The following is a 24,187-nucleotide window of genomic DNA, read 5'->3' as shown; positions in this document are numbered from 1 at the left end:
AGGAACGACCATGACCCTCATCACCCGGCGCGCGCTGCTCGCCACCGCCGCCGTGCTGGCGGCCCCGGCCGTCCGTGCGCAAGGCACCTGGCCGGAGCGGCCGGTGCGCATCATCGTCCCCTTCCCGCCCGGCCAGGCCGCCGACATCTTCACGCGGGTCTATGCCGACGAACTCTCGCGCCGCTGGCCGCAGCGCGTCGTGGTCGAGAATCGCGGCGGCGGCGCCGGCGCCCCGGCGCTGGAGGCCGGGGCACGGGCCGCGCCGGACGGCTATACACTGACCGCCGGCACCTCCGGCACGCTCGGCGTGAACCCCTCGGTACTGCCGCGGCTGCCCTATGACGCGGAGAAGGATTTCGCCTTCATCTCCAACGTCGTCGTGCTGCCGCTGCTGATCGTGGCGCATCCCTCGCTGGGCATGAAGACCGCGGCCGAGGTGGTGGCCGCGGCCAAGGCGGCGCCGGGAGCGATCGACATCGCCACCGCCGGCCCCGCCACCAGCCAGCACATGTCGGCCGAGCTTTTCGTCCATCGCACCGGCATCAGGCTCAACATGGTGCATTACCGCGGCAGCGGCCCGGCCATGGCCGACCTGCTCTCGGGCAACGTCAAGCTGATGTTCGACAGCGTCGCCTCCGCCCTGCCGCAGATCCAGGCAGGCCGCATCATCCCCATCGCCGTCACCACGCCCGACCGCGCGCCGCAGCTGCCCGACGTGCCGACCATCGCCGAGACGGTGGCGCCGGGCTACGGCGCCTATGGCTGGACCGGGCTCTGCGCGCCCACGGGGACGCCGGAGGCCATCATCCGCCAGGTCAATGCCGATGTCGGGGCCATCCTGCGTCAGCCCGCGGTGCAGGCCCGCTTCCTCGAACTCGGCGGCACCGCGGCGCCTGGCACGCCGGAGGAATTCGGCGCCTTCGTCCGGCGGGAGATCGCGCAGTGGCGCGAGGTCGCCCGCATCGCCAATGTCCGGCTGGAGGGTTGAGGCCATGCACCGCCGCACCCTGCTCGGCAGCAGCCTGCTGCTCGCCACGCCGGCCATCGCCCAACCGACTGGCCGCCCCGTCCGCGTCATCGTCCCCTATGGCCCCGGCGGCAGCAGCGACTTGGTCGCCCGCATCCTGGCCCAGCGCGCCAGCGAGATCAGCGGCCTGTCCTTCGTGGTCGAGAACCGCGGCGGCGGCGCCACCGTCCCCGCCACCCAGCAGGTGGTCGCCGCGCCGCCGGATGGCTCCACCATCGGCACCGCCGACAATGCCTTGGTGCTGAACCCCTTCCTGCTGGCGGCGAGGCTGCCCTACGATACCGAGCGCGACATCGGCGCCCTCGGCCTGGCGGTGACCGCCCCGGCGCTGCTGCTGGCCCACCCGGATGCCCCGGCCCGGACCGTGCAGCAGGTGCTGGCGGAGGCCCGCGCGGAGAGTGGCGGCCTCGGCATCTCCCATGGCGGGATCGGGGCGCCGACGCACCTCACCGCCGTGCAGTTCCAGCTCGCCAGCGGCCTGCCCATCACCCTGGTCGGCTACCGCGGCGGCGGGCCGCAGCTCACCGGCCTGGTCAGCGGCGACGTCCGCTACGGCTTCGTCGCCATCTCCTCGGCGCTCAGCCAGGTGCAGGGCGGCAAGCTGCGGCCCATCGCCATCGTCGCCGCGAAGCGCAGCCCGCTGCTGCCGGAGGTGCCGACCATGGCCGAGGCCGGACTGCCGGCGGTGGATGCGCTGGGCTGGTGGGGCTTCATCATGCCGGCCGGGGTACCACCGACGGTGGTTGCGCGGCTGCATGCGGCCATCATCGCCCCGGCGAAGGAGCCGGCCACGGCGGCGCGGCTGGAGGCGCTGGGCTATACGGTCGTCGCCAGCGGGCCGGAGGAGTATGCGGCACAGATCCGGCGGGAGATCCCGCAGTGGCGGGAAGTGCTGACCAGGGCGGGGGTGACGCCGGAGTAGACAGGAAGACGGGGGAAGGCACTTCCCCCGAGCCCCCTTCGCTTTCTGTCAGTTAAGGCAAAGGGGGGACGATGCGGCAGGCTTCTGCCGCCACCTTCGACAGCCGCAGCATCCGCCGCGCGGCCACCGCGCCCGCCGCGGCCTCGCCGGCGAATTGCTCCAGCAGCTTGTTCGACAGCAGCGCCCGCGCCGCGGCATCCACCGCCACATCCGTCGCGGCCACCGTCGCCGCATCCAGCAGGGTCCGCCGCAGCAGCGCCAGGGTGCCGACCAGCCCCGGCCGCAGCCCGTGCAGCGCCGCCACCTGCCGCACCAGCCGCACCCCGCGCCAGGTGAAGATCAGCGCATCCAGCCCCGGCGAGGGGCTCACCGCCGTCACCGCGAAGGACTGCACCGCCGCCGCCCGGCCCAGCGCCACCGCCTGGCTGTCCAGCACCAGCAGCGGCCCGCCCTCCAGCAGCGCCCGCAGCTCCCCGGTGCTGCCGGCCTGGCGCAGCGCCGGCTGCAAAGCCGCCGCCTCCGCCACGCCCCCGGCCCAGCGCAGCGCCTCCGCCTTGGCCGCCGGCAGATCCTCCCGCGCGAAGGCCGCCCGGGCCCGCTCCACGGCGCGGATCGAGAGCAAACCCCGCACTTCCCGCCAGGCGCCGGAGGCCAGCAGGCCGAAGCCCGCGACCACCACCCCCGCGGTTGCCCAGCCCTGCACCGGGCCGCGGCCGAACTGGTCGATGACGAAATTCACCGCATCCAGCGCCGCCAGCCCAAGGCCCAGCACCGCCAGCCCCGCCCCCGCCCGGCCGAGCCCGGACCAGCGCGAGGGCACCTTCGGCGCCGCCACCGGCACCACCGCCTGCTCCCATTGGAAGTCGAGCCGCGGCGCCGGGGCCACATCCTCGACGATCACCCGCGGGCCCCTTGGGCTATCGCTCACAGCAGGTCTCCGATCAGCGCGGCCAGCAGCGCATCCAGCCCGAGATGCGGAACGCCGGAACCCCCCGCCGAGTCCAGCTTCGGCGGCTGGAATTCCGGCATCTCGAAGAAGCCGTGCTCCCAGAAGCCCGGCTCCGGCGGCCGCAGCGGAATCTCGCCGGGATAGACCTTGGCGCTCTGCCCGGTCGCCAGCAGCGTCCCCCGCACCGCCGCAACCGGCCGGCCGTCGAGGCTCGCCACCGCATCCTCGGTGCAGCGGAGCGAGGCCAGCGCATGCACGCTGGTGGCGACGCCGGCTTCCGTGACGCGGCCCTGCGGCGCCGCGACCAGGGTGCCGAGCAGCGCCGCCAGCGCATCCCGCTGCCGGCCCGGCACATGGTCCGCCTTGGTCGCGGCGAAGGCGACCCGGGCGACGCCGGCGCCCACCAGCCAGTCCCACCAGCCGCCGCCGTAGCGCAGCGCCGCGGCGATGGCGGCCAACGCCTCGGCGGTATCCTCGAAGGCCGCCTGGCCGGCATGCAGCGCACCGAGCACGTCGACCAGCACCGCCTGGCGGTCGAAGCGGCGGAAGAAGGGCTCGAAGAACTCCGCGCGCTGGGCCGCGACATAGGCGGCGTGCCGCTGCGCCATCAGCGAGGCGAGGCCGCCGCCGGCCGGATGCGGCAGCGGGAAGAACCACAGCAGCGGCGTCTCCCCACGCGGCCCTGGGTTCAGCACCCGCCCCGGCTGCAGGAAGCGGAAGCCGAGGCTATCCCGGCATTCCCGCAGCGCGTCGCGGTAGAGCGCATGGCCGCGCCGGGCCAGGCTCTCATCCGCCGTGGCGCCGGCCGGCAGCGCCTCCACCCAGGCCAGGAATTCGCGTGCCGCCGCCGAGGCCCCGGCCCGCCGCAGCCGCCGCAGGGTCTCGGCCGACCAATCGGCATAGCCCTGGTCGAGCATCGGCAGGTCGAGCAGCCATTCGCCGGGATAGTCGAGCAGTTCCAGCGTGATGGTCCGGCTGCCGATGACGCTCCCCAGCAGGCTGCCGAAGCTGCCCGCCCGGTCCAGCTCCAGCGTCAGCTCAAGCGTCGAGAGGTCGTCGGTCCGCCCCGGCCAGGCCGGCGGATCGGCGGCGAGCGCGGCCAGATGCGCCTCCACATCGAAGCGCGGCAGCGCCTCGCTGGCCGAGGGCACCAGCCGCACCGACCGCAGCCGGCCGCCGGCCGCCGCCTCGAACAGCGGAAGGGTGCGCTTGCCGCGCCCGGCCGCCAGCAGGTTGGCGACGAGCGAGGTGATGAAGACGGTCTTGCCCGCCCGGGTCAGCCCGGTGACGGCGAGGCGGATGCGCGGCTGGCCGATGGCGCGCCGGCCGAGGCGTTCCGGGACCTCGGCGAGGTCCCGCAGCAAGGCCAGCGCGTCAGGGAGCATGGTTCAGCGCTGGATCAGCTCGATCTTGTAGCCGTCCGGATCCTCGACGAAGGCGATGATCGTTGTGCCGAATTTCACCGGCCCGGCTTCCCGCGTCACCTTGCCGCCGCCTTTGCGGACCTTCTCGCAGGCCGCCGCCACATCCGGCAGGCCGACCGCGAGGTGGCCGAAGGCATTGCCCTGGTCGTACTTGTCGGTGCCGTAGTTGTAGGTCAGCTCGATCTCGCCCTGGCCCTCGGCATTGCCCTCGCCGTAGCCGAGGAAGCACAGCGTGTACTTGCCCTCCGGCACGTCGCGGCGGCGCAGCTCCTTCATGTCCAGCAGCTCGGTGTAGAATTTCACGCTGCGGTCGAGGTTGCCGACCCGGATCATGGTGTGCAGGAATTTGCTCATGGCGTCGTCTCCATTGATTGCAGCTCGGCGGCACCGAGGGCGATGAGGAAGAGCCCCGCCGCATCCGCCGCCGCGACCGTCGCCGGCCGGTCCACCACGATGGTGCCGCCGGCCTCGATGGCAATGCCGGCGAGCCCGGCCGCCGCCGCACCCTCGATGGTGACGGGGCCGATGGTCGGCAAGTCCACCCGGCGATCCTGCCCCGGCTTCACCAGCTTCACCAGCACGCCGCCCGGACCTTCCCGCCTGAGCCCGGCGCAACGCGCGAGCAGGGCATCGGTGCCCTCGATCGCCTCGACGCCGAGGACGAGGCCCTGCTGCACCACGGCGCATTGGCCGACATCCACCCGGCCGAGGGCGCGGACCACGGCGATGCCGCGGCGGATATCCTCCCAGGCGCGCTCCTCCGGCGCGAGGGCGCCGAGCTGGCCGGCCTCCGGCAGGATGTCGCGGACGATGGCCTGGGAGGGCACGACCTCGTAGCCATCCTCTTCCAGGATGCGGACGACGGCCTTCAGCAGCCCGTCATCGCCCTGCCAAGCGGCGCGGCCGACCCGCAGCAGCATCTTGGCCATGCCGGCATCGGGGAAGATGGCGGTGAAGGAGGGGCGGCTGGCGCGGCCGCACATGACGATCTGGCGGACGCCATGGGCGCGGAATTGCTCCATGGCATGACCACCGGCGCCGACCCGGACGGTGATATGCGGCACGCCGGCGAAATCCGCCGGATCGGCCCAGCCTTCCACCACCACGACGAAGACATCCCGGCCGGAGGCGCGGGCGGCGGCGATGACCCGGTGGGGCATCTGGCCGCCACCGGCGATCAGCCCCAAGGGACCGGTGGGCGGGCCCGAAGCCGGGCTCATTGCCCGTCCCCGGGCTCCTCGTCGGTGCCGCCGAGCTCGGGCGCGGCCATCCGGCCGGGCCGCACGAGCTGGCGGCGGCGGGCGGGATCGCGGATGAAGTCGATGATCTCCATCACCAGCGGCTCGCCGGCGTAGCGCTCCGCGGCCGTCGCCAGCCTGGCCGCGAATTCGCCGGGATCCTTGAAGAGCAACGCATTGGCGACCCGCAGGGTGCGGAGCTGGTCCCGCGAGGCGCCGCGGCGCAGCAGGCCGATCTTGTTGAAGCCGACGAGACGGGCGGGCAGGCCGAAGACATAGCCGAAGGGCGGGATGTCGTTGGTGACGCCGGCGAGGCCCGAGACCATCGCCAGCCGGCCGATCCGCACGCCCTGGAAGACCGCGGCGCCGCCGCCGACGAAGCCGCCATCGGCCACATGCACATGGCCGCCGAGCATGACGTTGTTGGCCAGTATGACGCCGTCGCCCAGCACGCAGTCATGCGCGACATGGGCCTGGGCCATCAGCATGCAGTCGGCGCCGACGGTGGTGACGCCGGTGCCGCCGACGCTGGCGCGGTGGATGGTGACGCCCTCCCGCACCAGGGTACGGGCGCCGACCTCGCAGCGGGTCGGCTCTCCCTTGTACTTGGTATCCTGCGGCGGCGTGCCGATGGAGGCGAAGGGCAGCACGCGGACGCCGGCGCCGAGGCGCGTCATCCCCTCGACCACCACATGCGAGACGAGTTCGACGCCATCCCCGAGCACCGCCTCGGGCCCGATGCTGCAGAAGGGGCCGATGCTGCAGCCGGTGCCGAGCACGGCACCGGGCGCGACCTGCGCGCTCGGATGAATGAGGGTCAAGGGATCAGCGGTCCAGGATCATCGCGGCATAGCTGGCTTCGGCGACGACCTTGCCATCCACCTTCGCCTCGGCGTGGAATTTCCAGATATTCCCACGCTTCTTCTCGCGCACCACATGCACGCGCATCTGGTCGCCGGGAACCACCGGCTTGCGGAACTTGGCATTCTCGATGGTCATGAAATAGACCAGCTTGCCGCGCGCATCCGGGCCGAGGCTTTCCACCACCAGCACCGCCGCGGTCTGCGCCATGCATTCGATGATGAGCACGCCCGGCATCACCGGGTGTTCCGGGAAATGGCCCTGGAAGAAGTTCTCGTTGATCGAGACATTCTTGATGCCGACCGCCGAGACGTCCTTGACCACCTCGACCACGCGATCGACCAGCAGGAAGGGATAGCGGTGCGGGATGGCCCGCATGATCTGCCCGATATCGTAGGTATCGGCCAGCTCGGGTGCGGCGGTTTCCGCCTGCGTCGCCTCGGTACCGTCCATCCGCTAGCCTGCCTTCCCCTCGTCCTTGGTATCCGGCTTGATATCCGGCTTGCTGGGCGGCGCCCCCATCTTGCGCAGCCGCGCGATGGAACGCCAGAATTCCCGCACCGGCCAGGCCGGGCTGCCGATCACATCCGTCTTGGCCGGCACATTCTCCATCACCCCGGCCTGGCCGCCGATGCGGGCGCCGCTGCCGATCTCGAGATGCCCGGCGATGCCGGCCTGGGCGGCCAGCTGCACGTAATCCCCGAGGGTGGAGGAGCCGGAAATGCCGGCCAGGGCCACGATGATGCAGCCCCGGCCCATGGTCACGTTGTGGCCGATCTGGGTCAGGTTGTCGAGCCGCGAGCCCGGCCCGATGACCGTATCACCCTGGCTGCCGCGGTCGATGCAGGCATTGGCCCCGACCTCGACGAAATCGCCGAGCAGCACCCGGCCGAGCTGCGGCATGGTCTCGAACCGGCCGTCCGGCGTCGGCGCGAAGCCGAAGCCCTCCTGGCCGATCCGGGCACCGGGATGCAGCACCACGCCACGGCCGGCGACGGCATGGCTGATGCTGCTATGGGCATGCAGCCGGCAGCCCTCCCCCAGCTCCACCGCCGGGCCGACCACCGCATGCGGATGCAGGATGCAGCCGGCGCCGAGCCGGGCGCCGGCCCCGACCACGGCATAGGGGCCGATCTCGCAGCCCTCGCCCAGCGCCGCATCGGCGGCGACCACGGCGGTCGGGTGGATGCCGGGCACCGGCTTCGGCGCCGGATGCAGCAGCTGGGCGATGCGGCCGAAGCCGAGGTAGGGCGCCGGGGCGACGATCGCCAGCACGCCCTCCGGCACCTGCGACGCCATCGCCGCCGCCAGCACCACGGCGCCGGCCTTGGTTTCCTTCAGCGCCGGCAGGTACTTGCGGTTGTCGAGGAAGCTGACGTCGCCGGGCCCGGCCGTCTGCAGCGGCGCGACGCCGTGGAACAGCCGCTCCGGGTCGCCCTCGCAGCGGCCACCGGCCGCGGCGACGATGTCGGCCAGCCGCAACGGGCCGGCGCTGGTGAAGAACCGGGGATCCGCCGCCAAGGCCGGCTCCTGCCGCTCAGCGCCGCTGCTGCGGGGCGGCCGGCGCCGGGGACGCCGGACGGGGCGCGGCGGCGGCCGGCGCCGCCGGGGCGGCCTCGCCACCGGCGGTCTCGGCCGGCATGGTCACGCTGCGCAGCACGCGATTGAACTGCTGCGCCACTTCCTCGGTCAGGTCGAAGGGCGGGTCGTTGAAGATGACCAGCGGCCGCGGCAGCACGAGGTTCACCTTGCGGCTGGCCGCCACCTGGCGGATCACCACGCCCAGCCCCTGCTCGATCTCGACCAGCGCCTGCTGCGCCGCCTGCTCGATCGCCCGCGAACGCTCGCGGAAGATGCGCTGGCTGTCGGTGATGCGGTCCTGCAGGGTGCGCTCGCGCTCCCGCAGCTGCTCCGCCGGCAGGGTGGCGCGCTGGTTGGCGAGCTGCTGCTGCTGCTCGCGCCAGCTGTTCTGCTCGCGCTGGAGGTCGTCGTTCAGCTTGGCGCGGCGGCGCTCGATCTCGTCCCGCACCTGGTTGAAGGCGGTGGAGACGCGCTGGATCTCCGGCACGTCGACGATGCCGATGACCGCATCGGGCGGCTGCTGGCCGGCCGGCAGGGGCGGCGGCGCCTCGGTCCGGGCACCGCCGGGCCGGGCCGGCTGGGCCGCGGGCTGGTTGGGGCGCTGGGCCTGGGGCTGCTGCGGCCGGGCCGGCTGCTGCGCCGGGCGCTGGCCGCCCTGGTTGGGGATGAAATAGCCGGGGTCCTGCTGCTGGGCCAGGGCCGGGCCGCTGCCCGCCACCGCGGCGAACAGCAGGGCGGATGCCGCCAGGGTGACCCTGGCCCGGGATGCGCCTGCCCGCGGGGACTGGGGCAGGGACTGGGGCAGAGACACGGCAGGCGAAGCGCGAAGGGCTGGCATATGCAGGGAAATCCCAGAAATCGGTAAGGCGGTCGAGGCGGCGATGGTCAGAAGCGGGTGCCGAAGCCGAAGCGGAAGATTTGGGTCTCGTCGTAGGACTTCTTCACCACCGCCTGGGCAAGATCGATGTTGATCAGGCCGAAGGGGCTCCGCCAGGAAACGCCGACGCCGGCGCCGACGCGGGGCGAGCTGTCGTCGGCGACGCCGATGCCCTTCGCCGATTGCGACAGCGAGCCGACATCGACGAAGGCGCGGCCGACCAGCCCGAGTTCCGCCGGCAGCGGCAGCGGGTAGCGCATTTCCGTGGTCTGGGTCCACAGCAGGCGGCCGCCGAGGCTGTCGCTCGTCGTCGTGTCGCGCGGGCCGGCGCCGGCGATGCGGAAGCCGCGGAGGTTCTCGCCGCCGAGGAAGAAGCGGTCGATGATGCGGTCCCGCTTGCCGAAGAGCGTCTCGAGGTAGCCGACGCTGCCGGAGATCGAGAGCAGGTAGTCCGGGTCGCCGAAGACGGATTCGAGCGGGACGTAGTAGGTGCCGTCCACCCGGGTCCGCAGATAGGCCACGTCGCCGCCGAGGCCGGCGAAATCGGTGCCGAGGCGCAGCACGGCGCCGCGCCGCGGATCGACCACCGAATCGCGGAGATCGTAGGTCAGGGTCTGGCCGATCTGCGACAGCACGGTCGTGCCGGCCTGCTCGCGGACGAAGCGGGAGGCATTGGTCGCGATATCGGTGATCTCGCGCTGGGTCAGGGTATAGGCCCAGGTCTGCCGCAGCCGGTCGTTGAAGGCATAGCCCAGGCGGAGGGTGAAGCCCTCGCGCCGCTCGCGGTAGGAGGCGATGTTCAGCAGGTTGCGCTCGACGTAGAAGATATCGAGGCCGGCCGCGAGGTTGCGGTTGAGGAAATACGGGTCGGTGATCGAGAAGTCGAGCTGGCTGCGGCGCTGCGCCAGGGTGCCGTTGATGCGGGCGTCGATGCCGGTGCCGAGCAGGTTGCGCTCGCGCAGGCCGACGTCGGCGAGCAGGCCGGCATCCGTGGAATAGCCGCCGCCGATCGAGACCTCGCCGGTCGCCCTTTCGGTCACCTGGGTATTCAGGATGGCGCGGTCGGGCGCCGAGCCCGGCGCCGAGTTCACCTGCACGTCGGAGAAGTAGCCGAGGTCGCGGATGCGCTGGCGCGAGCGGCGGATCTGCGCGGCATTGAAGGCATCGCCTTCGGCCAGGCGGAATTCGCGGCGGATGACGCGGTCCTGGGTGCGGGTATTGCCGCCGATGTCGATGCGCTCGACATAGACGCGCGGCGCCTCGTTGATCTCGAAGGTGAGGTCGACGCGGCGATCCTCGCGGTTGCGGGTGATGCGGGGCTGCACGTCGACGAAGGGGAAGCCGCGCAGGTTGGCGGCATCCTGCAGCGCCTGGGCCACCCGCTCGACCACGTCGCCGTCGTACCAGTCGCCCTCGCTGACATCGACCAGCCGCTGGACGCTGGCGGCATCGAGGTTGCGGAGGTTGGAGACGACCTCGACCTTGCCGACCTTGTAGCGGACGCCCTCATCGACCGAATAGGTGACGAAGAAGCCGGTGCGGTCCGGCGCCAGCTCGGCCGTCGCATTGGTGATCTGCACATCGGCATAGCCGTTGCGCAGGTAGTAGCGGCGCAGCAGCTCGCGGTCGAAGGCCAGGCGCTCCGGGTCGAACTGGTCGGAGGAGGAGAGCAGCCGGTACCAGGCCTGCTCCTTGGTGGCGACGATCTCCTTCAGCTTGCTGTCGGAATAGGCGCCGTTGCCGACGAAGTTGATGCGGGCGACCAGCGCCACCTCGCCTTCCTGGATCTCATAGACCAGGTCGACGCGGTTCTGGTCGAGCTGGATGATCTTCGGCTCGACGGTCGCGGCGAAGCGGCCGCGCCGGGCATAGAGCTCGGTGATGCGCTGGCGATCGGCCTGCACCGCCTGGGGGGTGAAGACCGCCCGGCCGCGCATCTGGATTTCCTTGCCCAGTACGTCGTCCGAGATCTTCTTGTTGCCCTCGAAGGCGACGCGATTGACGATCGGGTTCTCGGCGACCTGCACCACCACCCGGTTGCCGTCGCGCCGCACCTGAACGTCCCGGAACAGGCCGGTGGCGAACAGCGACTTGAGGCTGCGGTCCAGCCGGTCGGCATCGAAGGCGTCGCCTGGCTGCAGCAGCATGTAGGACCGGACGGTATCGGCCTCGATCCGCTGGTTGCCGGTGACGTCGACGGCCTGGATCACCCCGCCTTCGGGGGCGGCCCGCACGGGCGCCGCCCGCGGGCCGGGGCGCGGCGCCGGGCGAAGCTGCGCCTGCTGCTGGCCGAGCGGCGGACGGGCACGGGCCGGCTCGCGCGTGCCCCGTTCATCGGCGCGTGGAGGCCGGGACTGCGCCTCGGCCACCGCCGGGATCAGGCCCGTGCCGAGGCAGGCGGTGGCAAGCAGAAGAACGCGGAGGGAGAGGGACAAAGGGCAGGCCCGTAGCTTATGGGTTCAGCGAGCGGGCGGAGAATAGCCGCCACCACCCGCCACCGCCACCCCGCACCTCGCGCCTTTGCGCGTAGCTTTGCCAAAGGCTTAACCGGGACGCCTAAGCAGGGGCAAAACGCGGGGCATCACGTCCCCTGGGAAGCCGGGCCGAAAGCCCGGTCCGGCGCGGGCGTCAGCCGACCAGGCCGGCGACCCATTTGCCGATCGGCCCGCCGGCGATGTCGTTCCAGGATGCGAAGAGAAACAGCGTCACCAGCACGGCGAAGCCGGCGCGGAAGCCGTATTCCTGCGCCCGCGGCGGCAGCGGACGGCCGCGAATCGCCTCTGCCGCGTAGAAGACGAGGTGTCCGCCATCCAGCAGGGGGATGGGGAACAGGTTCAGCAGGCCGAGGCTGACCGAGAGCAGCGCCATCAGGTTGATCAGCGGGACGATGCCGAGCGAGGCAGCCTCGCCCGAGACCTCGGCGATGCGGATCGGCCCGCCGAGCTCCTTGGCCGAGCGCTCGCCGGTCAGCATCTCGCCGATGCCCTTCAGGGTCATCCAGGTGACGTCGCCGGTCTGCACCGTGCCGGCGACGAGGGCGGAGGCCGGGTTCAGCCGCTCGAATCGCGCCGCGCCGCCCTGGATGCCCAGCACGCCGACCGGGCCATTGGCCCCGTCCCGGCTATCCGGCACGGCGGTGACGCTGAGCGGCGCGCCGTCGCGGGTGATGGCGATGGTGACGGACTGGCCCGGACGGGGCTGGATGTAGCGCTGCACCTGCTCGAAGCGGACGACCTTCTGGCCATCCAGCGAGACGATGGTATCGCCCGGCTGCAGGCCGGCGCGGGCCGCCGCCGAGCCTTCCGCCACCGCATTGAGGCCGGTGCCGCCGACCGGCTGGCCGACCGTGGCATAGAGGCCGGCGAAGAGCAGGATGGCGAGGAGGAAATTCGCCACCGGCCCGGCGGCCACCACGATGGCCCGGCTGCCGACCGGCTTCTCATGGAAGGTATGGCCGGCGCGCCAGGCGGCACGGGCCTCGGGCGTCGCATCCTCCGGCGTTTCCTGGCCATGCAGCTTCACGTAGCCGCCGAGCGGGATCCAGCCGAGCCGCCATTCGGTGCCGCGCTTGTCGGTCCCCTGCAGCAGCGGCCGGCCGAATCCGATGGAGAAGGCATCCACATGCACCCCGCGCCAGCGGGCGGCGAGGTAGTGCCCCATCTCATGCACGAAGACGAGGACGCCGAGGACGACCGCGAAGGCGATCAGCGTCCGCGGCAGCGACGGCAGCAGGTTCCAGAGATTGCCGAAGAGTTCCAACGCGATCGCTCCTGCCGCCCGGGGGCGGCGCTACTGATTGAGGCGGCCGCGCAGCGACCCGTCAGGCTGCCGCGCGGCGGGCGGCGAGGCGGGCGGCTTCCTGCCGGGCCCCGGTATCCAGCGCCAGCACCTCGTCGAGGCCGCTGATCGCGGGATTGCCGAGCACCGCCAGCGTCTCCTCCACGACCGTTGCAATATCGAGGAAGCCCAGCCGCCGGTCCAGGAACAAGGCGACCGCCACCTCGTTCGCCGCGTTCAATATGGTGGTGGCGCCCTGCCCCGCCTGCAACGCCAGCCGCGCCAGCCGTAACGCGGGGAAACGCTCCGCATCGGGGGCGAAGAATTCCAGCCGGCCCAGGGTGACGAGGTCGAGCCGCGGCAGCACCACCGGCATGCGCTCCGGCCAGGCCAGGGCATGGGCGATCGGCGTCCGCATATCCGGCGTGCCGAGCTGGGCCAGCACCGAGCCATCGGCATACTGCACCAGCCCATGCACGGTGGATTGCGGATGGACCAGGATCTCGATCCGCTCCTCCGGCACCGGAAACAGCCGGGCGGCCTCGATCAGCTCCAGGCCCTTGTTCATCATGGTGGCGCTGTCGACCGAGATCTTGGCGCCCATCTTCCAGATCGGGTGGCGCACCGCGATCTCCGGCGTCGCCGCCCGCATCGTTGCCATGTCGGCATTGCGGAAGGGCCCGCCGGAGGCGGTCAGCACGATCTTCTCGATCGCCGCCGGGTCCCGGGCATCCAGCGCCTGGAAGATGGCATTGTGCTCGCTGTCGACCGGCAACAGGGTCGCGCCGGACCGGGCGGCGGCGGCCAGCACGATCTCCCCGGCGCAGACCAGGCTTTCCTTGTTGGCCAGCGCGAGCGTCCCGCCATGGCCGAGCGCGGCCAGGGTGCTGCGCAGCCCGGCCGCGCCGACGATGGCGGCCATGGTCCAGTCGACCGGACGGGCGGCGGCCTCGATCACCGCCTCGGGCCCGGCCGCGGTCTCGATCCCGGTCCCGGCCAGCGCCTCCCGCAGGGCGCCATGGCAGGCGGGGTCCGCCACCACGGCGAGACGGGCGGCGAATTGCCGGGCCTGGGCGGCCAGCCGGGTCACGTCGCGGCCGGCGACCAGGGCCTCCACCGCGAAGCGCCCCGGAGGCGCGGCCTCCAGCAGCGCCAGCGTGCTCTGCCCGACCGAGCCGGTGCTGCCGAGGACCGTGATTCGCTTCATCGCCACAACGCTTCCCCAGGCCCCAGTGCCACGCCAAGCAACGCCGCCGCGGGGGCGGCCGAGAGGACGCCATCCAGCCGATCCAGCAGGCCACCATGCCCGGGGATGAGGGAGGAGCTGTCCTTCACGTGGAAGCGCCGCTTGATCCAGCTTTCGAATAGATCCCCGACCTGCGCCAGCAGGCCGAGGGTGGCGGCGACCAGCGCCACCCGCAGGAACGGCACCGTCGCCGTTTCCATCACGTAGGCCGCCAGGATCCCGACGGCCATGGCCGCGACCAGCCCGCCCGCCGCGCCCGACCAGGTCTTGTTGGGCGAGATCGCCGGCGCCAGCTTCGGCCCGCCGAAGCGCCGGCCGGCGAGATAGGCGCCGATGTCGCTCGACCAGACCACCAGGAACAGGAACAGCACGTTGACCAGCCCGGCGGTCGCATCGCCGCGCAACTGGATCAGGCCGAGGCCGGCGCAGCCGATATAGGGCACGCCGAAGGCCAGCCAGAAGCCGGGGACGGCCTGGCGGAAGCGCGGCGGCTCGGCCACCGCCCAGAGCCCTACGAAGCCGATCCCGAGCAGCGCCAGCGCCCAGCCCCAGGCCTCGCCCAAGGCCAGTACGCCGGCGGCCAGCACCAGCACCGGCACCGCGAGGCCCGGCAGCCGCTTGGTCGAGAAGCCGCAGAGTCGCACCCATTCCCAGGCCAGCAGCGCCACCGCCGCGGCCATCAGCGCCGTCCAGGCCTCGGCGCCAAGCCAGATGCAGAGGATGGCGGCGGGGACCAGCAGCGCGGCGGACAGTGCCCGCTTGCGCAAGTCGGGCCAGCGGGAGGCAGGCTTCGCGGGGGCTTCCGTCACGCGCCCTGGTGCTTCATCCAAGGCGGATCATCCGACGCGAGCGCCGTAGCGGCGTTCCCGCCGGCCATAGTCGCGCAGCGCGCGGGCCAGATGCTCGGCGCCGTAATCCGGCCACAGCACGTCCTGGAAGACGAATTCCGCATAGGCCGCCTGCCAGAGCAGGAAGTTCGACAGCCGCTGCTCGCCGGAGGTGCGGATGATGAGATCCGGGTCCGGCATGCCGGCGGTGAAGAGCCGGGCGGCGAAGGCGGCCTCGTCCAGGCTGGCCGGGTCGAGCGTGCCGGCCCGGGCGGCCTCGGCGATGGCCCGGGCGGCGGCGACGATCTCGTCCCGCGCGCCGTAGGACAATGCCACGTTCAGGTTCAGCCGGGTGCCGCGGGCGGTGACCGCCTCGGCCCGCTCGATCTCGCGCATGGTCTCGGCGCCGAAGCGGGCGCGGTCGCCGATGACGCGGAGGCGGATGCCCTCCTTCGCCAGCGTCGCCACCTCGGAGCGGAGATAGAGCCGCAGCAGCCCGGTCAGCGCCCGCACCTCCTCGGCCGGCCGCAGCCAGTTCTCGGAGGAGAAGGCGAAGAGCGTCAGCCAGCCGACGCCCTGCTCGGCGCAGGCCTCGATGGTGCGGCGCACCGCCTCGGCCCCGGCCTTGTGGCCGAGCGCGACCGGCAGGCCGCGGGCCTCCGCCCAGCGCCGATTGCCGTCCATGATGATGGCGACATGCGCCGGCACGCCGCCCGGCGCAGCCGTGCCGGGAGCGGGATCGGCCAGGTGGGTGAGCTGAGAAGCGCCAGACACCGGCGTCAGACCTGCCTGATGTCCTTCTCCTTGTCGGCCAAGGTGGTATCAACAAGCTTGATGTACTGGTCGGTCAGCTTCTGCACCTCGTCGGACCAGTTCTTTGCGTCGTCCTGGCCGATCGGTGCCTTCTTGTCCTTCTCCTGCGCCTTGATCTGCTCCATGCCGTCGCGGCGGACGCCGCGGATGGAGACCTTGGTCGCCTCGGCATACTTGCCGGCGGTCTTGATCAGGTCGGCGCGGCGTTCCTGGGTCAGCGGCGGCAGCGGCACGCGGATCACCTGGCCCTCGGCCTGGGGGTTGAGCCCGAGGCCGCTGTCGCGGATGGCGATCTCGACCGCCTTGGTGATGGACTTGTCCCAGACCTGCACCGAGAGCAGCCCCGGCCCGCCGACCGAGACATTGGCGACCTGGTTCAGCGGCTGGTTGTTGCCATAGGCCTCCACCCGGATCGGCTCCAGCAGCGCCGGGCTGGCGCGGCCGGTCCGCAGGCCGGAGAATTCCTTCTTCATGGTCTCGATCGCGCCATCCATGCGGCGCGTCAGATCCTGCTTGAGTGTCTTGAGATCGGCCGGCATGGCCACTGTCCCCCGATCGCTGGTTACGAACCGTCGCCACAGAACACCATCCGAAGATGGCGAGACGCAGGCGGCGGGTTCAATGTTGTTCGATGACCGTCGTGAACTTGCCTTCGCCCTTCAATACGGCGGTGAAGGCGCCTGGTTCATGAATGTTGAAGACAATGATCGGCAGGTTGTTCTCGCGCGCCAGGCTGATCGCCGCCGCATCCATGACCAGCAGGTCCCGCGCCAGCATGTCGAGATAGGTCAGCGTAACGTAGCGTTCCGCCTTCGGGTTCTTGCGGGGATCGGCGGAATAGACGCCGTCCACCTGCGTGCCCTTGAACAGCGCGTTGCATTCCATCTCCGCCGCGCGCAGGGCGGCGGCGGTATCCGTGGTGAAGAAGGGGTTGCCCGTGCCGCCGGCGAAGATGACGACGCGGCCCTTCTCCATGTGCCGGATGGCGCGGCGGCGGATATAGGGCTCGCACAGCGACTGCATCGGGATGGCGGATTGCACGCGCGTCGGCAGCCCGGCCTTCTCCAGCGCGGATTGCATGGCGAGCGCATTCATCACCGTCGCCAGCATGCCCATGTAGTCGGCCTGGGAACGATCCATGCCCGCGGCGGCGCCGGCGATGCCGCGGAAGATGTTGCCGCCGCCGATGACCAGGCAGACCTGGACGCCGAGCTCGACCACCCCCTTCACATCCTCGGCGATGCGCCGGCAGGTTGCGGTATCGAGGCCATAGTCGCGGCTGCCCATCAGTGCCTCACCGGACACCTTGAGCATGACACGCTGGTAGTTGGGCGGGTTGTTCATTATGCGACCGTGACGGGAGCGGGGAACCATATTCAGCGGCCCCTGCCCCCGCAAGGCCCTGGACAGCCGGCGGAATCCACATGCGGGTGAGCAGGGCTCACCCGCGGCGGAACGGTCTTCACCGTCCCGCCATGGCCTCAGGCCTTGGCAACGCCCGAAACCGCGGCGACCTCGGCGGCGAAATCCGCCCCGGCCGGCTTGTCGATGCCTTCGCCGAGCTGGAAGCGGGCGAAGTCGCTGAGCTGGCCGCCGGCCTTCTTCACGATGGACTTCACCCGGCTCTCGCCGTCATGCACCCAGACCTGCTCCAGCAGCACCACTTCCTCGTAGTACTTGCGGATGCGGCCCTCGACCATCTTCTCGATGATGGCCTCCGGCTTGCCCGAGGCACGGGCCTGCTCGGTCAGCACCGCCTTCTCGCGCTCGAGCGCGGCGGGATCGACCGAGGAGGCTTCCAGCGCTTCCGGCCGGGTCGCCGCGACATGCATGCCGATCTGGCGGCCGAGCTGCTCCAGCGCGTCGATCTCCGAGGCGCCCTCGAGGCCGACCAGCACGCCGATCTTGCCAAGGCCCGGCTTGATCGCGTTATGGGTATAGGTGGCGACCACGCCGGACTTGACCTCGATCCGCTTGGCGCGGCGGATGGTCATGTTCTCGCCGATGGTGGCGATGAGGCGCGTCAGCTCCTCGGTCACGCTGTGGCGCGTGCCGGGATAGGTCGCGGTCTTCAGCTTCTCGACGTCGTCGCCGACCGACAGGACCAGCCCGGCCACTTCGGCGACGAAAGCCTGGAACTGCTCGTTGCGGGCGACGAAATCGGTTTCGGCATTCACCTCGACCATGCCGGCCACGTTCGGGCCGCTGGCGACGCCGACCAGACCCTCGGATGCCAGGCGGCCGGACTTCTTGGCGGCGGCCGAGAGGCCCTTGGTCCGCAGCCAGTCGATCGCCGCTTCCATGTCGCCGCCGGTTTCCACCAGGGCCTTCTTGCAGTCCATCATGCCGGCGCCGGTCTTGTCGCGCAGGTCGCGCACCAGAAGCGCAGTAATCTCGGCCATGGATCAATCCTCCAACTGCGGGCGGCCTAGCGGCCGCCCCATCGTCTCATCCTGAGCGTCCGCCGTCCTGTTCGGACAAGGCGGAACGCCGCGGCGCAGATCAGGCCTGCGCCGGGGTCTCTTCGGCCGGAGCAGCCTCGGCGACCGGGGTGGCTTCGGCGGCGGGCGCCTCCTCGGCGGCGGCGGCGATGAACTCCTCCGGGGTCGACTCCTCGGCGGCGGCGGCCAGCGCCTCGTCCTCGGGCAGGTCCTCGACCGAGCCCATGTCCACGCCCGAGGCCTGCAGCCCGGCCGAGATGCCGTCGATGACGGCGCCGGCGATCAGGTCGCAGTACAGGTTGATGGCGCGGATGGCGTCATCGTTGCCGGGGATCGGGAAGGCGACGCCCATCGGGTCGGCGTTGCTGTCGACCACGGCGATGACGGGGATGCCGAGCTTGTTGGCCTCCTCGATCGCCAGCTTCTCCTTGACCACGTCGATCACGAAGATGATGTCGGGCAGGCCGCCCATCTCCTTGATGCCGCCGAGCGCGCGGTCGAGCTTCTCCTTCTCGCGGGTCAGCATCAGGATCTCTTTCTTCGTGAGACCGGTGATGTTGCCGCCGAGCTGCTCGTCCATCTGCTTCAGGCGCTTGATCGAGCCCGTGATGGTCTTCCAGTTGGTCAGCATGCCGCCGAGCCAGCGGTGGTTCACGTAGTACTGGCCGCAGCGCGCGCTGCTTTCCGCCACGTACTCGGCCGCCGCCTTCTTGGTGCCGACGAAGAGCACGCGGCCACCGGCGGCGACGACGTCGCGCACGGCCTTCAGGGCGCGGTCCAGCATCGGGACGGTCTGCTGCAGGTCGAGGATATGGACCTGGTTGCGGATGCCGAAGATGTACGGCGCCATCCGCGGATTCCAGCGGCGGGTGTGGTGGCCGAAGTGGACGCCCGCTTCGAGCAGCAGACGCATGGAAACCTGTGGCATCGCCATGGGGCGAGATCCTTCCTGAAAGTCCGGTTGAGCCTCCGCGGTGCATTCCCGGATGTTCCGGGACCGGACCCTGCCGGATGGTAGGGCGCGCCGCGTGCGAATTTGCCACGCCGGGGGCAATCCCCGGCCTCGGCGGGCGGGGATATGGCATGGCGGGGCCGCCGCGGCAAGGAGAGGCTTGCGGGTGCCGCAGGCGTCCCGCAATTGAAGGGCATGGCGATACGGCTCGGCATCGACCTCGGCGGCACCAAGACGGAGATCGTGGCCCTTGATGCGGCCGGGACCATAAGGCTGCGCCGGCGGACGCCCACGCCCCCCTCCTATCCCGAGGTCATCGCCCTGATCGGCGGGCTGGTGGAGGCGGCCGAGGCCGAATCGGGCGAGCGTGGCACGGTCGGGATCGGCATCCCCGGCAGCCTGTCGCCGGCCACCGGCCTGGTGCGGGGGGCCAATTCCACCTGGCTGAACGGCGGCCGGCTGGACCGGGACGTCGAGGCGCGGCTCGGCCGCCCGGTCAGGCTGAGCAACGATGCCAATTGCCTGGCGATGAGCGAGGCGGCGGATGGCGCCGGGGCAGGCTTCGGCACGGTTTTCGCCGTCATCCTCGGCACCGGGGTCGGCGCCGGGATCGTCACCGACGGGCGCATCCTGGAAGGCCGCAACCGCATCGCCGGGGAATGGGGCCACAACCCGCTGCCCTGGCCGGGCGCGGCGGAATACCCCGGCCCTGCCTGCTGGTGCGGCCGGCGCGGCTGCATCGAGACCTTTCTCTGCGGCCCGGCGCTGGCCGCCGATGCGGATGGGCCGGGCGCCCGGGATGCCGGGCCGCTGGCCGGCCGCGCCGCCGCCGGGGATGCCGCCGCCGCCGCCGCCCTGGCCCGCCACGCGGACCGGCTGGCCCGGGCGCTGGCGCATGTCATCAACCTGCTGGACCCGGACTGCATCATCCTGGGCGGCGGCCTGTCCAACCTCGATCACCTGTACGAGGACGTGCCGCAGCGCTGGCGCGACTTCGTCTTCAGCGACACGGTGACGACGCCGCTGCTGCGGGCCCGGCACGGGGACAGCTCCGGCGTGCTCGGCGCCGCCCGGCTCTGGGACGGCGGCTGACGCCGCGGCGAGGCGACAAGCCTTCGGCCGCCTGCTACAGCGCCAACCCCATGGTCCCGATCTCCCCCCTCATCCCGCGCGCCGCCCTGGTCACCGGCGGCGCCCGCCGGCTCGGCCGCGCCATCGCCCGCGCCCTTGCCGGGGACGGCTTCGATGTCGCCATCCACTACTCCGGCAGCGCCGAGGCCGCCGCGGCGACGGCGGCGGAGATCCAGGCGCTCGGCCGCCGCGCCATCACCCTGAAGGCCGAGCTCGGCACCGAGGCGGAGGTCGCCGGGCTGATCCCGGCGGCGCAGGCGGCGCTCGGGCCGATCGGCGTGCTGGTGAACAATGCCAGCACCTTCGAACGCGACGAATGGGCCGATGTGACCCGCGAAAGCTGGGACCGCCACCTGGAGCCGAACCTGCGCGCCCCCTTCGTGCTGGCCCAGGCCATGGCGAAGGCGCTGTCCGCCCCGGCCGAGGGGCTGGTGCTGAACATGCTGGACCAGCGGGTCTGGTCGCTGACGCCGCATTTCGTCTCCTATACCGTCTCCAAGGCCGGGCTCTGGGCGCTGACCCAGACCCTGGCGCTGGCGCTGGCGCCGCGCATCCGGGTGAATGCCATTGGCCCCGGCCCGGCCATGCCCAGCCCGCGCCAGACCCAGGCGCAATTCGACCGGCAATGTGCCTCCGTCCCGCTCCAGCGCGGCACCTCGGCCGAGGAGGTGGCCCGCGCGGCGCTGGCCATCCTCGGCCTGCCGGCGATGACCGGGCAGATGCTCGCCCTCGACGGCGGGCAGCACCTGCAATGGGCGCCGAGCGGCGGGTCGGGGTTGATGGAAGAATGAGCCCTCGCGTTTTCGTAACGGTTCCCGCATCCACAAAGGCCGCATAGGATGAATTTCGCACCGGACGCCGCGCGGCGCCTGCGTCTGGTCTTCGTCCGCGGCCTCGCCCTCCAGGCCCGCCTCGGCGTCTATCCGCATGAGAAGGCGGCCCCGCAGCGCGTCATCATCGGGGTGGAGCTGGCGGTGGAGGACGAGGCCGCGCCCGCCTCCATCGGCGCCGACGACCTGCGCCGGGTGGTGGACTACGAGCGGGTGGTGCGCGCGGCGCGGGCCGCCGCGGCGGATGGGCATACGCTGCTGGTCGAGACCCTGGCCGAGCGCATCGCCGCCGCCGCCCTGGCCGACCCCCGGGTCCTGCGGGCCCGGGTCTCGGTGGAGAAGCCGGACGCCTTCCCGGATGCCGCAACCGTAGGCGTCGTGATCGAGCGGATGCGCGACTGAGAAGCAAGTCCGCGCGGCAGCGAAACGGTTCTTCGCCGTAATTCATCCACCGCGAATTTGGCCACCGCCGACCTGGGTATTTGTGTCAAGCGCAACCTCCCTATTGACCTGGGTCTGGAAGGCGTGAAAATGAAATACTCAATAAAATCAAAGACCTACAGAAATGCCAGTTTTTTGGGCAAACACTTATGTCCGGCAGATGACAGCCAATTTTCACGCTTCTCCCGCCATCCATCCACACAGTTGTCCACAGTATCGGTGGAGAAGATCGGGTTGCGGAGAACCGCCGCGCAACCCTAATCCAGCGCCATGAGTCAAGCTGAAACCCCCAATCCGGACAGCCTGCCGGAGCCGGTCGACGCCGGCCCCGTGATGGAGGGCGTGCGGGTGATCGAAGCGGCGCTGGCCACCCTGCCGCTCTCGCCCGGCGTCTACCGGATGCTGGATGCCAAGGGCGATGCCCTCTATGTCGGCAAGGCCCGGGCGCTGAAGAAGCGGGTGGTCGCCTATACCCAGGTCTCCCGCCTGCCCGAACGGCTGCGCCGCATGGTGCATGAGACCCGCAGCCTGGAGGTCATCACCACCAGCAGCGAGGCCGAGGCACTGCTGCTCGAAGCCAACCTGATCAAGAAATTGCGGCCGCGCTACAACATCGTTCTGCGCGACGATAAATCCTATCCCTGGCTCGTCCTGACCGAGGACCACCCCTACCCGCAGATCGGCAAGCACCGCGGGGAAAGGCGCAAGGGCGCCAGCTACTGGGGGCCCTTCGCCAGTGCCTGGGCAGTCAACCAGACCCTGACCGCCCTGCAGCGCGTCTTCCTGCTGCGCTCCTGCCGGGACACCGTCTTCGACAGCCGCGACCGGCCCTGCCTGCTGCACCAGATCCGCCGCTGCTCCGCCCCCTGCGTCGACCGGGTCAGCAAGGACGCCTATGCCGAGCTGGTGCGGGAGGCGAAGCAGTTCCTCTCGGGCGAGACTCCCTCCATCCAGCGCAACCTGGCCAAGGAGATGGAGGCAGCCGCCGAGCGCCTGGAATTCGAGCGCGCCGCGGCGCTGCGCGACCGCATCCGCGGCCTGACCCATATCCAGGGCCGCGACCGGATCAACCTCGACGGCGTCGGCGATGCCGATGTGGTGGCGCTGCACCAGCTCGCCGGCCAGTCCTGCGTCCAGGTCTTCTTCTTCCGCGGCGGCCGCAACAACGGCAACCGGCCCTATTTCCTGTCCCATGCCAAGACCGACCAGACGCCGGAGGAGGTGCTGGGCGCCTTCCTCGGCCAGCTCTACGACGACCTGCCGCCGCCGCCCCTGGTCCTGCTGAGCCACGAGCTGGCCGAGCGCGCCCTGATCGCCGAGGCGTTGAGCATCAAGGCCGGCCGCAAGGTCGAGATTCATCGTCCCCAGCGCGGCGAGAAGCGCGAGGCCGTGGTCCATGCCGAGACCAATGCGCGCGAGGCCCTGGAACGGCGCATGGCCGAGGGCACCGCGCAGCAGGCGCTGCTCGCCGGCGTCGCCACCCTGTTCGACCTGCCAGCCCAGCCGGAGCGGATCGAGATCTACGACAACAGCCATATCCAGGGCACCAATGCCTATGGCGTCATGGTCGCCGCCGGCCCCGCGGGCTTCATCAAGCAGGCCTACCGGAAGTTCTCCATCAAGTCGGCGGTCACCCCCGGCGACGACTTCGGCATGATGCGGGAGGTCTTCGAGCGCCGCTTCGGCCGCGCCATCAAGGAGGACCCGAACCGCGAGAGCGGCACCTGGCCCGACCTGGTGCTGATCGACGGCGGCCTCGGCCAGCTCAATGCGGCGCGGGAGATCATGGCGGAGCTCGGCGTCGACGACGTGCCGCTGGTCGCCGTCGCCAAGGGGCCGGACCGCGACGCCGGGCGGGAATGGTTCCACCGCGCCGGGGCGGAGCCCTTCCAGCTGCCGCCGCGCGACCCCGTGCTGTACTACCTGCAGCGGCTGCGCGACGAGGCGCATCGCTTCGCCATCACCACCCACCGGGCCGGCCGCTCCAAGGCCATCACCCGCTCCGAGCTGGACGAGATCCCCGGCGTCGGCAGCGCGCTGAAGCGGAAATTGCTGAACCATTTCGGCTCGGCGCGCGGGGTGCGGAACGCGGCGCTGGAGGATCTGGCGAATGCGCCCGGGGTGGGGCCGGCGGTCGCGCGGAAAATTCACGGGCATTTCCACCCCGGCGGCGGCTGAGCGGCCGGATCGCCCTAACCCAGGCTTGCCCCGCGCCGCGCCCTCCGCCATGACTGCGCCGGCATGCCAACCGACCTTCCCAACCTGCTGACGCTGTCGCGCATCGCCGCCATCCCGCTGCTGGTGGCGCTGGTGGCGCTGCACAGCCCCTGGGGGGATGCCGCGGCCTGCTTCGTCTTCTCGGTCGCCGCCATCACCGATTATTTCGACGGCAAGATCGCCCGGCAGCGGCAGACCGTCTCCGGCCTCGGCCGCATGCTGGACCCGATCGCCGACAAGCTGCTGGTCGCCGCCGCGCTGATGCTGCTGGCCGGCCAGGGCCGGCTGCCGGGCCTCTCGCTGTATCCCGCCATCCTGATCATGCTGCGGGAGATCCTGGTCTCCGGCCTGCGCGAATACCTGGCGGAGCTGCGGATCGGCCTGCCGGTGACCAAGCTGGCCAAGTGGAAGACCGGCTTCCAGATGGGCGCGCTGGGCACCCTGCTGGCCGGCGAGACCGGGGCGGCGGTGCTGCACCTGTCCTTTCTGCCGGTCGCGCTGATCGGCGAGGCGATGCTCTGGACCGCCGCGGCGCTGACCCTGATGACCGGCTGGGACTACCTGATGGCCGGCCTGCGCCATGCCGGCCAGCCCGTCCCGGCCGCGACGGGGTGGTCGGGCGTGGCGAATTCC

General features: G+C 71.3%; 24 protein-coding genes. 7 read left to right on the top strand and 17 right to left on the bottom strand.

Annotation, left to right across the window (positions count from 1 at the left end):
* Positions 1-10 precede the first annotated feature (10 nt).
* Positions 11-988: a Bug family tripartite tricarboxylate transporter substrate binding protein gene (locus AC0IW9_RS11345; protein WP_471648353.1), complete on the top strand. Its 978-nt coding sequence runs from the start codon at positions 11-13 to the stop codon at positions 986-988.
* 4 nt (positions 989-992) lie between these two features.
* Entirely contained in the window at positions 993-1,949 is a 957-nt protein-coding gene (locus AC0IW9_RS11340; protein ID WP_471648352.1) for a Bug family tripartite tricarboxylate transporter substrate binding protein, read from the top strand.
* 52 nt (positions 1,950-2,001) lie between these two features.
* Here AC0IW9_RS11340 and AC0IW9_RS11335 read toward each other — a convergent pair whose 3' ends face one another.
* The 17 genes from AC0IW9_RS11335 to rpsB all read right to left on the bottom strand — a co-directional run bounded on the left by AC0IW9_RS11335 (position 2,002) and on the right by rpsB (position 18,917).
* Positions 2,002-2,877 carry a DUF697 domain-containing protein gene (locus tag AC0IW9_RS11335; protein WP_471648351.1) on the bottom strand — a complete coding sequence of 292 codons (876 nt, stop codon included), beginning with the start codon at positions 2,875-2,877 and terminating at the stop codon, positions 2,002-2,004.
* Entirely contained in the window at positions 2,874-4,283 is a 1,410-nt protein-coding gene (locus AC0IW9_RS11330) for a YcjX family protein (protein WP_471648350.1), read from the bottom strand. Before AC0IW9_RS11330 ends, AC0IW9_RS11335 begins: the two co-directional genes overlap by 4 nt.
* A gap of 3 nt (positions 4,284-4,286) precedes the next feature.
* On the bottom strand, positions 4,287-4,676 hold the full coding sequence (gene gloA, locus AC0IW9_RS11325) for a lactoylglutathione lyase (protein WP_471648349.1): 390 nt from the start codon (positions 4,674-4,676) through the stop codon (positions 4,287-4,289).
* Positions 4,673-5,542, bottom strand: coding sequence for an LpxI family protein (locus tag AC0IW9_RS11320; RefSeq protein WP_471648348.1), 870 nt, complete (start codon positions 5,540-5,542; stop codon positions 4,673-4,675). The genes gloA and AC0IW9_RS11320 overlap by 4 nt, the downstream gene beginning before the upstream one ends.
* Positions 5,539-6,381 carry an acyl-ACP--UDP-N-acetylglucosamine O-acyltransferase gene (lpxA, locus tag AC0IW9_RS11315; protein ID WP_471648347.1) on the bottom strand — a complete coding sequence of 281 codons (843 nt, stop codon included), beginning with the start codon at positions 6,379-6,381 and terminating at the stop codon, positions 5,539-5,541. The genes AC0IW9_RS11320 and lpxA overlap by 4 nt, the downstream gene beginning before the upstream one ends.
* Before the next feature lie 4 nt (positions 6,382-6,385).
* The gene (gene fabZ / locus AC0IW9_RS11310; RefSeq protein WP_471648346.1) at positions 6,386-6,874 is read right to left on the bottom strand and encodes a 3-hydroxyacyl-ACP dehydratase FabZ; all 489 of its coding nucleotides are present in this window, start codon (positions 6,872-6,874) and stop codon (positions 6,386-6,388) included.
* A 3-nt stretch (positions 6,875-6,877) separates the two neighbouring features.
* Positions 6,878-7,942, bottom strand: coding sequence for a UDP-3-O-(3-hydroxymyristoyl)glucosamine N-acyltransferase (gene lpxD, locus AC0IW9_RS11305; RefSeq protein ID WP_471648345.1), 1,065 nt, complete (start codon positions 7,940-7,942; stop codon positions 6,878-6,880).
* 16 nt (positions 7,943-7,958) lie between these two features.
* Positions 7,959-8,813, bottom strand: coding sequence for an OmpH/Skp family outer membrane protein (locus tag AC0IW9_RS11300; protein WP_471648344.1), 855 nt, complete (start codon positions 8,811-8,813; stop codon positions 7,959-7,961).
* A gap of 74 nt (positions 8,814-8,887) precedes the next feature.
* Positions 8,888-11,314 (bottom strand): outer membrane protein assembly factor BamA, encoded by a 2,427-nt coding sequence (gene bamA / locus AC0IW9_RS11295; protein WP_471648343.1) that lies wholly within the window; start codon positions 11,312-11,314, stop codon positions 8,888-8,890.
* 193 nt (positions 11,315-11,507) lie between these two features.
* The gene (gene rseP, locus AC0IW9_RS11290) at positions 11,508-12,638 is read right to left on the bottom strand and encodes an RIP metalloprotease RseP (RefSeq protein WP_471648342.1); all 1,131 of its coding nucleotides are present in this window, start codon (positions 12,636-12,638) and stop codon (positions 11,508-11,510) included.
* 61 nt (positions 12,639-12,699) lie between these two features.
* Positions 12,700-13,863, bottom strand: coding sequence for a 1-deoxy-D-xylulose-5-phosphate reductoisomerase (gene dxr / locus AC0IW9_RS11285; RefSeq protein WP_471648341.1), 1,164 nt, complete (start codon positions 13,861-13,863; stop codon positions 12,700-12,702).
* A complete protein-coding gene (locus AC0IW9_RS11280) occupies positions 13,860-14,711 on the bottom strand; it encodes a phosphatidate cytidylyltransferase (protein WP_471648340.1) in 852 nt (283 codons plus the stop codon). Before AC0IW9_RS11280 ends, dxr begins: the two co-directional genes overlap by 4 nt.
* Positions 14,712-14,738: 27 nt before the next feature.
* Positions 14,739-15,503, bottom strand: coding sequence for a polyprenyl diphosphate synthase (uppS, locus tag AC0IW9_RS11275; protein WP_471648339.1), 765 nt, complete (start codon positions 15,501-15,503; stop codon positions 14,739-14,741).
* 5 nt (positions 15,504-15,508) lie between these two features.
* Entirely contained in the window at positions 15,509-16,081 is a 573-nt protein-coding gene (frr, locus tag AC0IW9_RS11270; protein WP_471648338.1) for a ribosome recycling factor, read from the bottom strand.
* Positions 16,082-16,160: 79 nt separating this feature from the next.
* A complete protein-coding gene (pyrH, locus tag AC0IW9_RS11265) occupies positions 16,161-16,886 on the bottom strand; it encodes a UMP kinase (protein WP_471648337.1) in 726 nt (241 codons plus the stop codon).
* 137 nt (positions 16,887-17,023) lie between these two features.
* The gene (gene tsf, locus AC0IW9_RS11260; RefSeq protein ID WP_471648336.1) at positions 17,024-17,944 is read right to left on the bottom strand and encodes a translation elongation factor Ts; all 921 of its coding nucleotides are present in this window, start codon (positions 17,942-17,944) and stop codon (positions 17,024-17,026) included.
* A gap of 100 nt (positions 17,945-18,044) precedes the next feature.
* The gene (gene rpsB / locus AC0IW9_RS11255; protein ID WP_471648335.1) at positions 18,045-18,917 is read right to left on the bottom strand and encodes a 30S ribosomal protein S2; all 873 of its coding nucleotides are present in this window, start codon (positions 18,915-18,917) and stop codon (positions 18,045-18,047) included.
* 213 nt (positions 18,918-19,130) lie between these two features.
* Between rpsB and AC0IW9_RS11250 the strand changes: the two genes are divergently transcribed.
* The 5 genes from AC0IW9_RS11250 to pgsA all read left to right on the top strand — a co-directional run.
* On the top strand, positions 19,131-20,027 hold the full coding sequence (locus tag AC0IW9_RS11250) for an ROK family protein (protein WP_471648334.1): 897 nt from the start codon (positions 19,131-19,133) through the stop codon (positions 20,025-20,027).
* Positions 20,028-20,077: 50 nt separating this feature from the next.
* Positions 20,078-20,857: an SDR family oxidoreductase gene (locus AC0IW9_RS11245; RefSeq protein WP_471648333.1), complete on the top strand. Its 780-nt coding sequence runs from the start codon at positions 20,078-20,080 to the stop codon at positions 20,855-20,857.
* A 48-nt stretch (positions 20,858-20,905) separates the two neighbouring features.
* Positions 20,906-21,298, top strand: a complete 393-nt coding sequence (folB, locus tag AC0IW9_RS11240) for a dihydroneopterin aldolase (protein ID WP_471648332.1) — start codon at positions 20,906-20,908, stop codon at positions 21,296-21,298.
* 309 nt (positions 21,299-21,607) lie between these two features.
* Positions 21,608-23,515: an excinuclease ABC subunit UvrC gene (gene uvrC / locus AC0IW9_RS11235; RefSeq protein ID WP_471648331.1), complete on the top strand. Its 1,908-nt coding sequence runs from the start codon at positions 21,608-21,610 to the stop codon at positions 23,513-23,515.
* Between the two features lie 63 nt (positions 23,516-23,578).
* Positions 23,579-24,187: CDP-diacylglycerol--glycerol-3-phosphate 3-phosphatidyltransferase (gene pgsA / locus AC0IW9_RS11230; protein WP_471648330.1), on the top strand; the 609-nt coding region annotated here is incomplete at its 3' end.

This window comes from Belnapia sp. AC561 (assembly GCF_979252845.1).
The sequence above is the reverse complement of the archived record's forward strand: the minus strand, read 5'-3'. Positions and strand labels throughout refer to the sequence as shown.

Coding starts and splice junctions, on each gene's coding strand:
- AC0IW9_RS11330 (WP_471648350.1), bottom strand. CDS start 4,283: ATGCTCCCTGACGCGCTGGCCTTGCTGCGGGACCTCGCCGAGGTCCCG.
- frr (WP_471648338.1), bottom strand. CDS start 16,081: ATGCCGGCCGATCTCAAGACACTCAAGCAGGATCTGACGCGCCGCATG.
- tsf (WP_471648336.1), bottom strand. CDS start 17,944: ATGGCCGAGATTACTGCGCTTCTGGTGCGCGACCTGCGCGACAAGACC.
- AC0IW9_RS11320 (WP_471648348.1), bottom strand. CDS start 5,542: ATGAGCCCGGCTTCGGGCCCGCCCACCGGTCCCTTGGGGCTGATCGCC.
- gloA (WP_471648349.1), bottom strand. CDS start 4,676: ATGAGCAAATTCCTGCACACCATGATCCGGGTCGGCAACCTCGACCGC.
- AC0IW9_RS11340 (WP_471648352.1), top strand. CDS start 993: ATGCACCGCCGCACCCTGCTCGGCAGCAGCCTGCTGCTCGCCACGCCG.
- uvrC (WP_471648331.1), top strand. CDS start 21,608: ATGAGTCAAGCTGAAACCCCCAATCCGGACAGCCTGCCGGAGCCGGTC.
- fabZ (WP_471648346.1), bottom strand. CDS start 6,874: ATGGACGGTACCGAGGCGACGCAGGCGGAAACCGCCGCACCCGAGCTG.
- folB (WP_471648332.1), top strand. CDS start 20,906: ATGAATTTCGCACCGGACGCCGCGCGGCGCCTGCGTCTGGTCTTCGTC.
- rpsB (WP_471648335.1), bottom strand. CDS start 18,917: ATGGCGATGCCACAGGTTTCCATGCGTCTGCTGCTCGAAGCGGGCGTC.
- pyrH (WP_471648337.1), bottom strand. CDS start 16,886: ATGAACAACCCGCCCAACTACCAGCGTGTCATGCTCAAGGTGTCCGGT.
- AC0IW9_RS11250 (WP_471648334.1), top strand. CDS start 19,131: ATGGCGATACGGCTCGGCATCGACCTCGGCGGCACCAAGACGGAGATC.
- dxr (WP_471648341.1), bottom strand. CDS start 13,863: ATGAAGCGAATCACGGTCCTCGGCAGCACCGGCTCGGTCGGGCAGAGC.
- AC0IW9_RS11345 (WP_471648353.1), top strand. CDS start 11: ATGACCCTCATCACCCGGCGCGCGCTGCTCGCCACCGCCGCCGTGCTG.
- AC0IW9_RS11245 (WP_471648333.1), top strand. CDS start 20,078: ATGGTCCCGATCTCCCCCCTCATCCCGCGCGCCGCCCTGGTCACCGGC.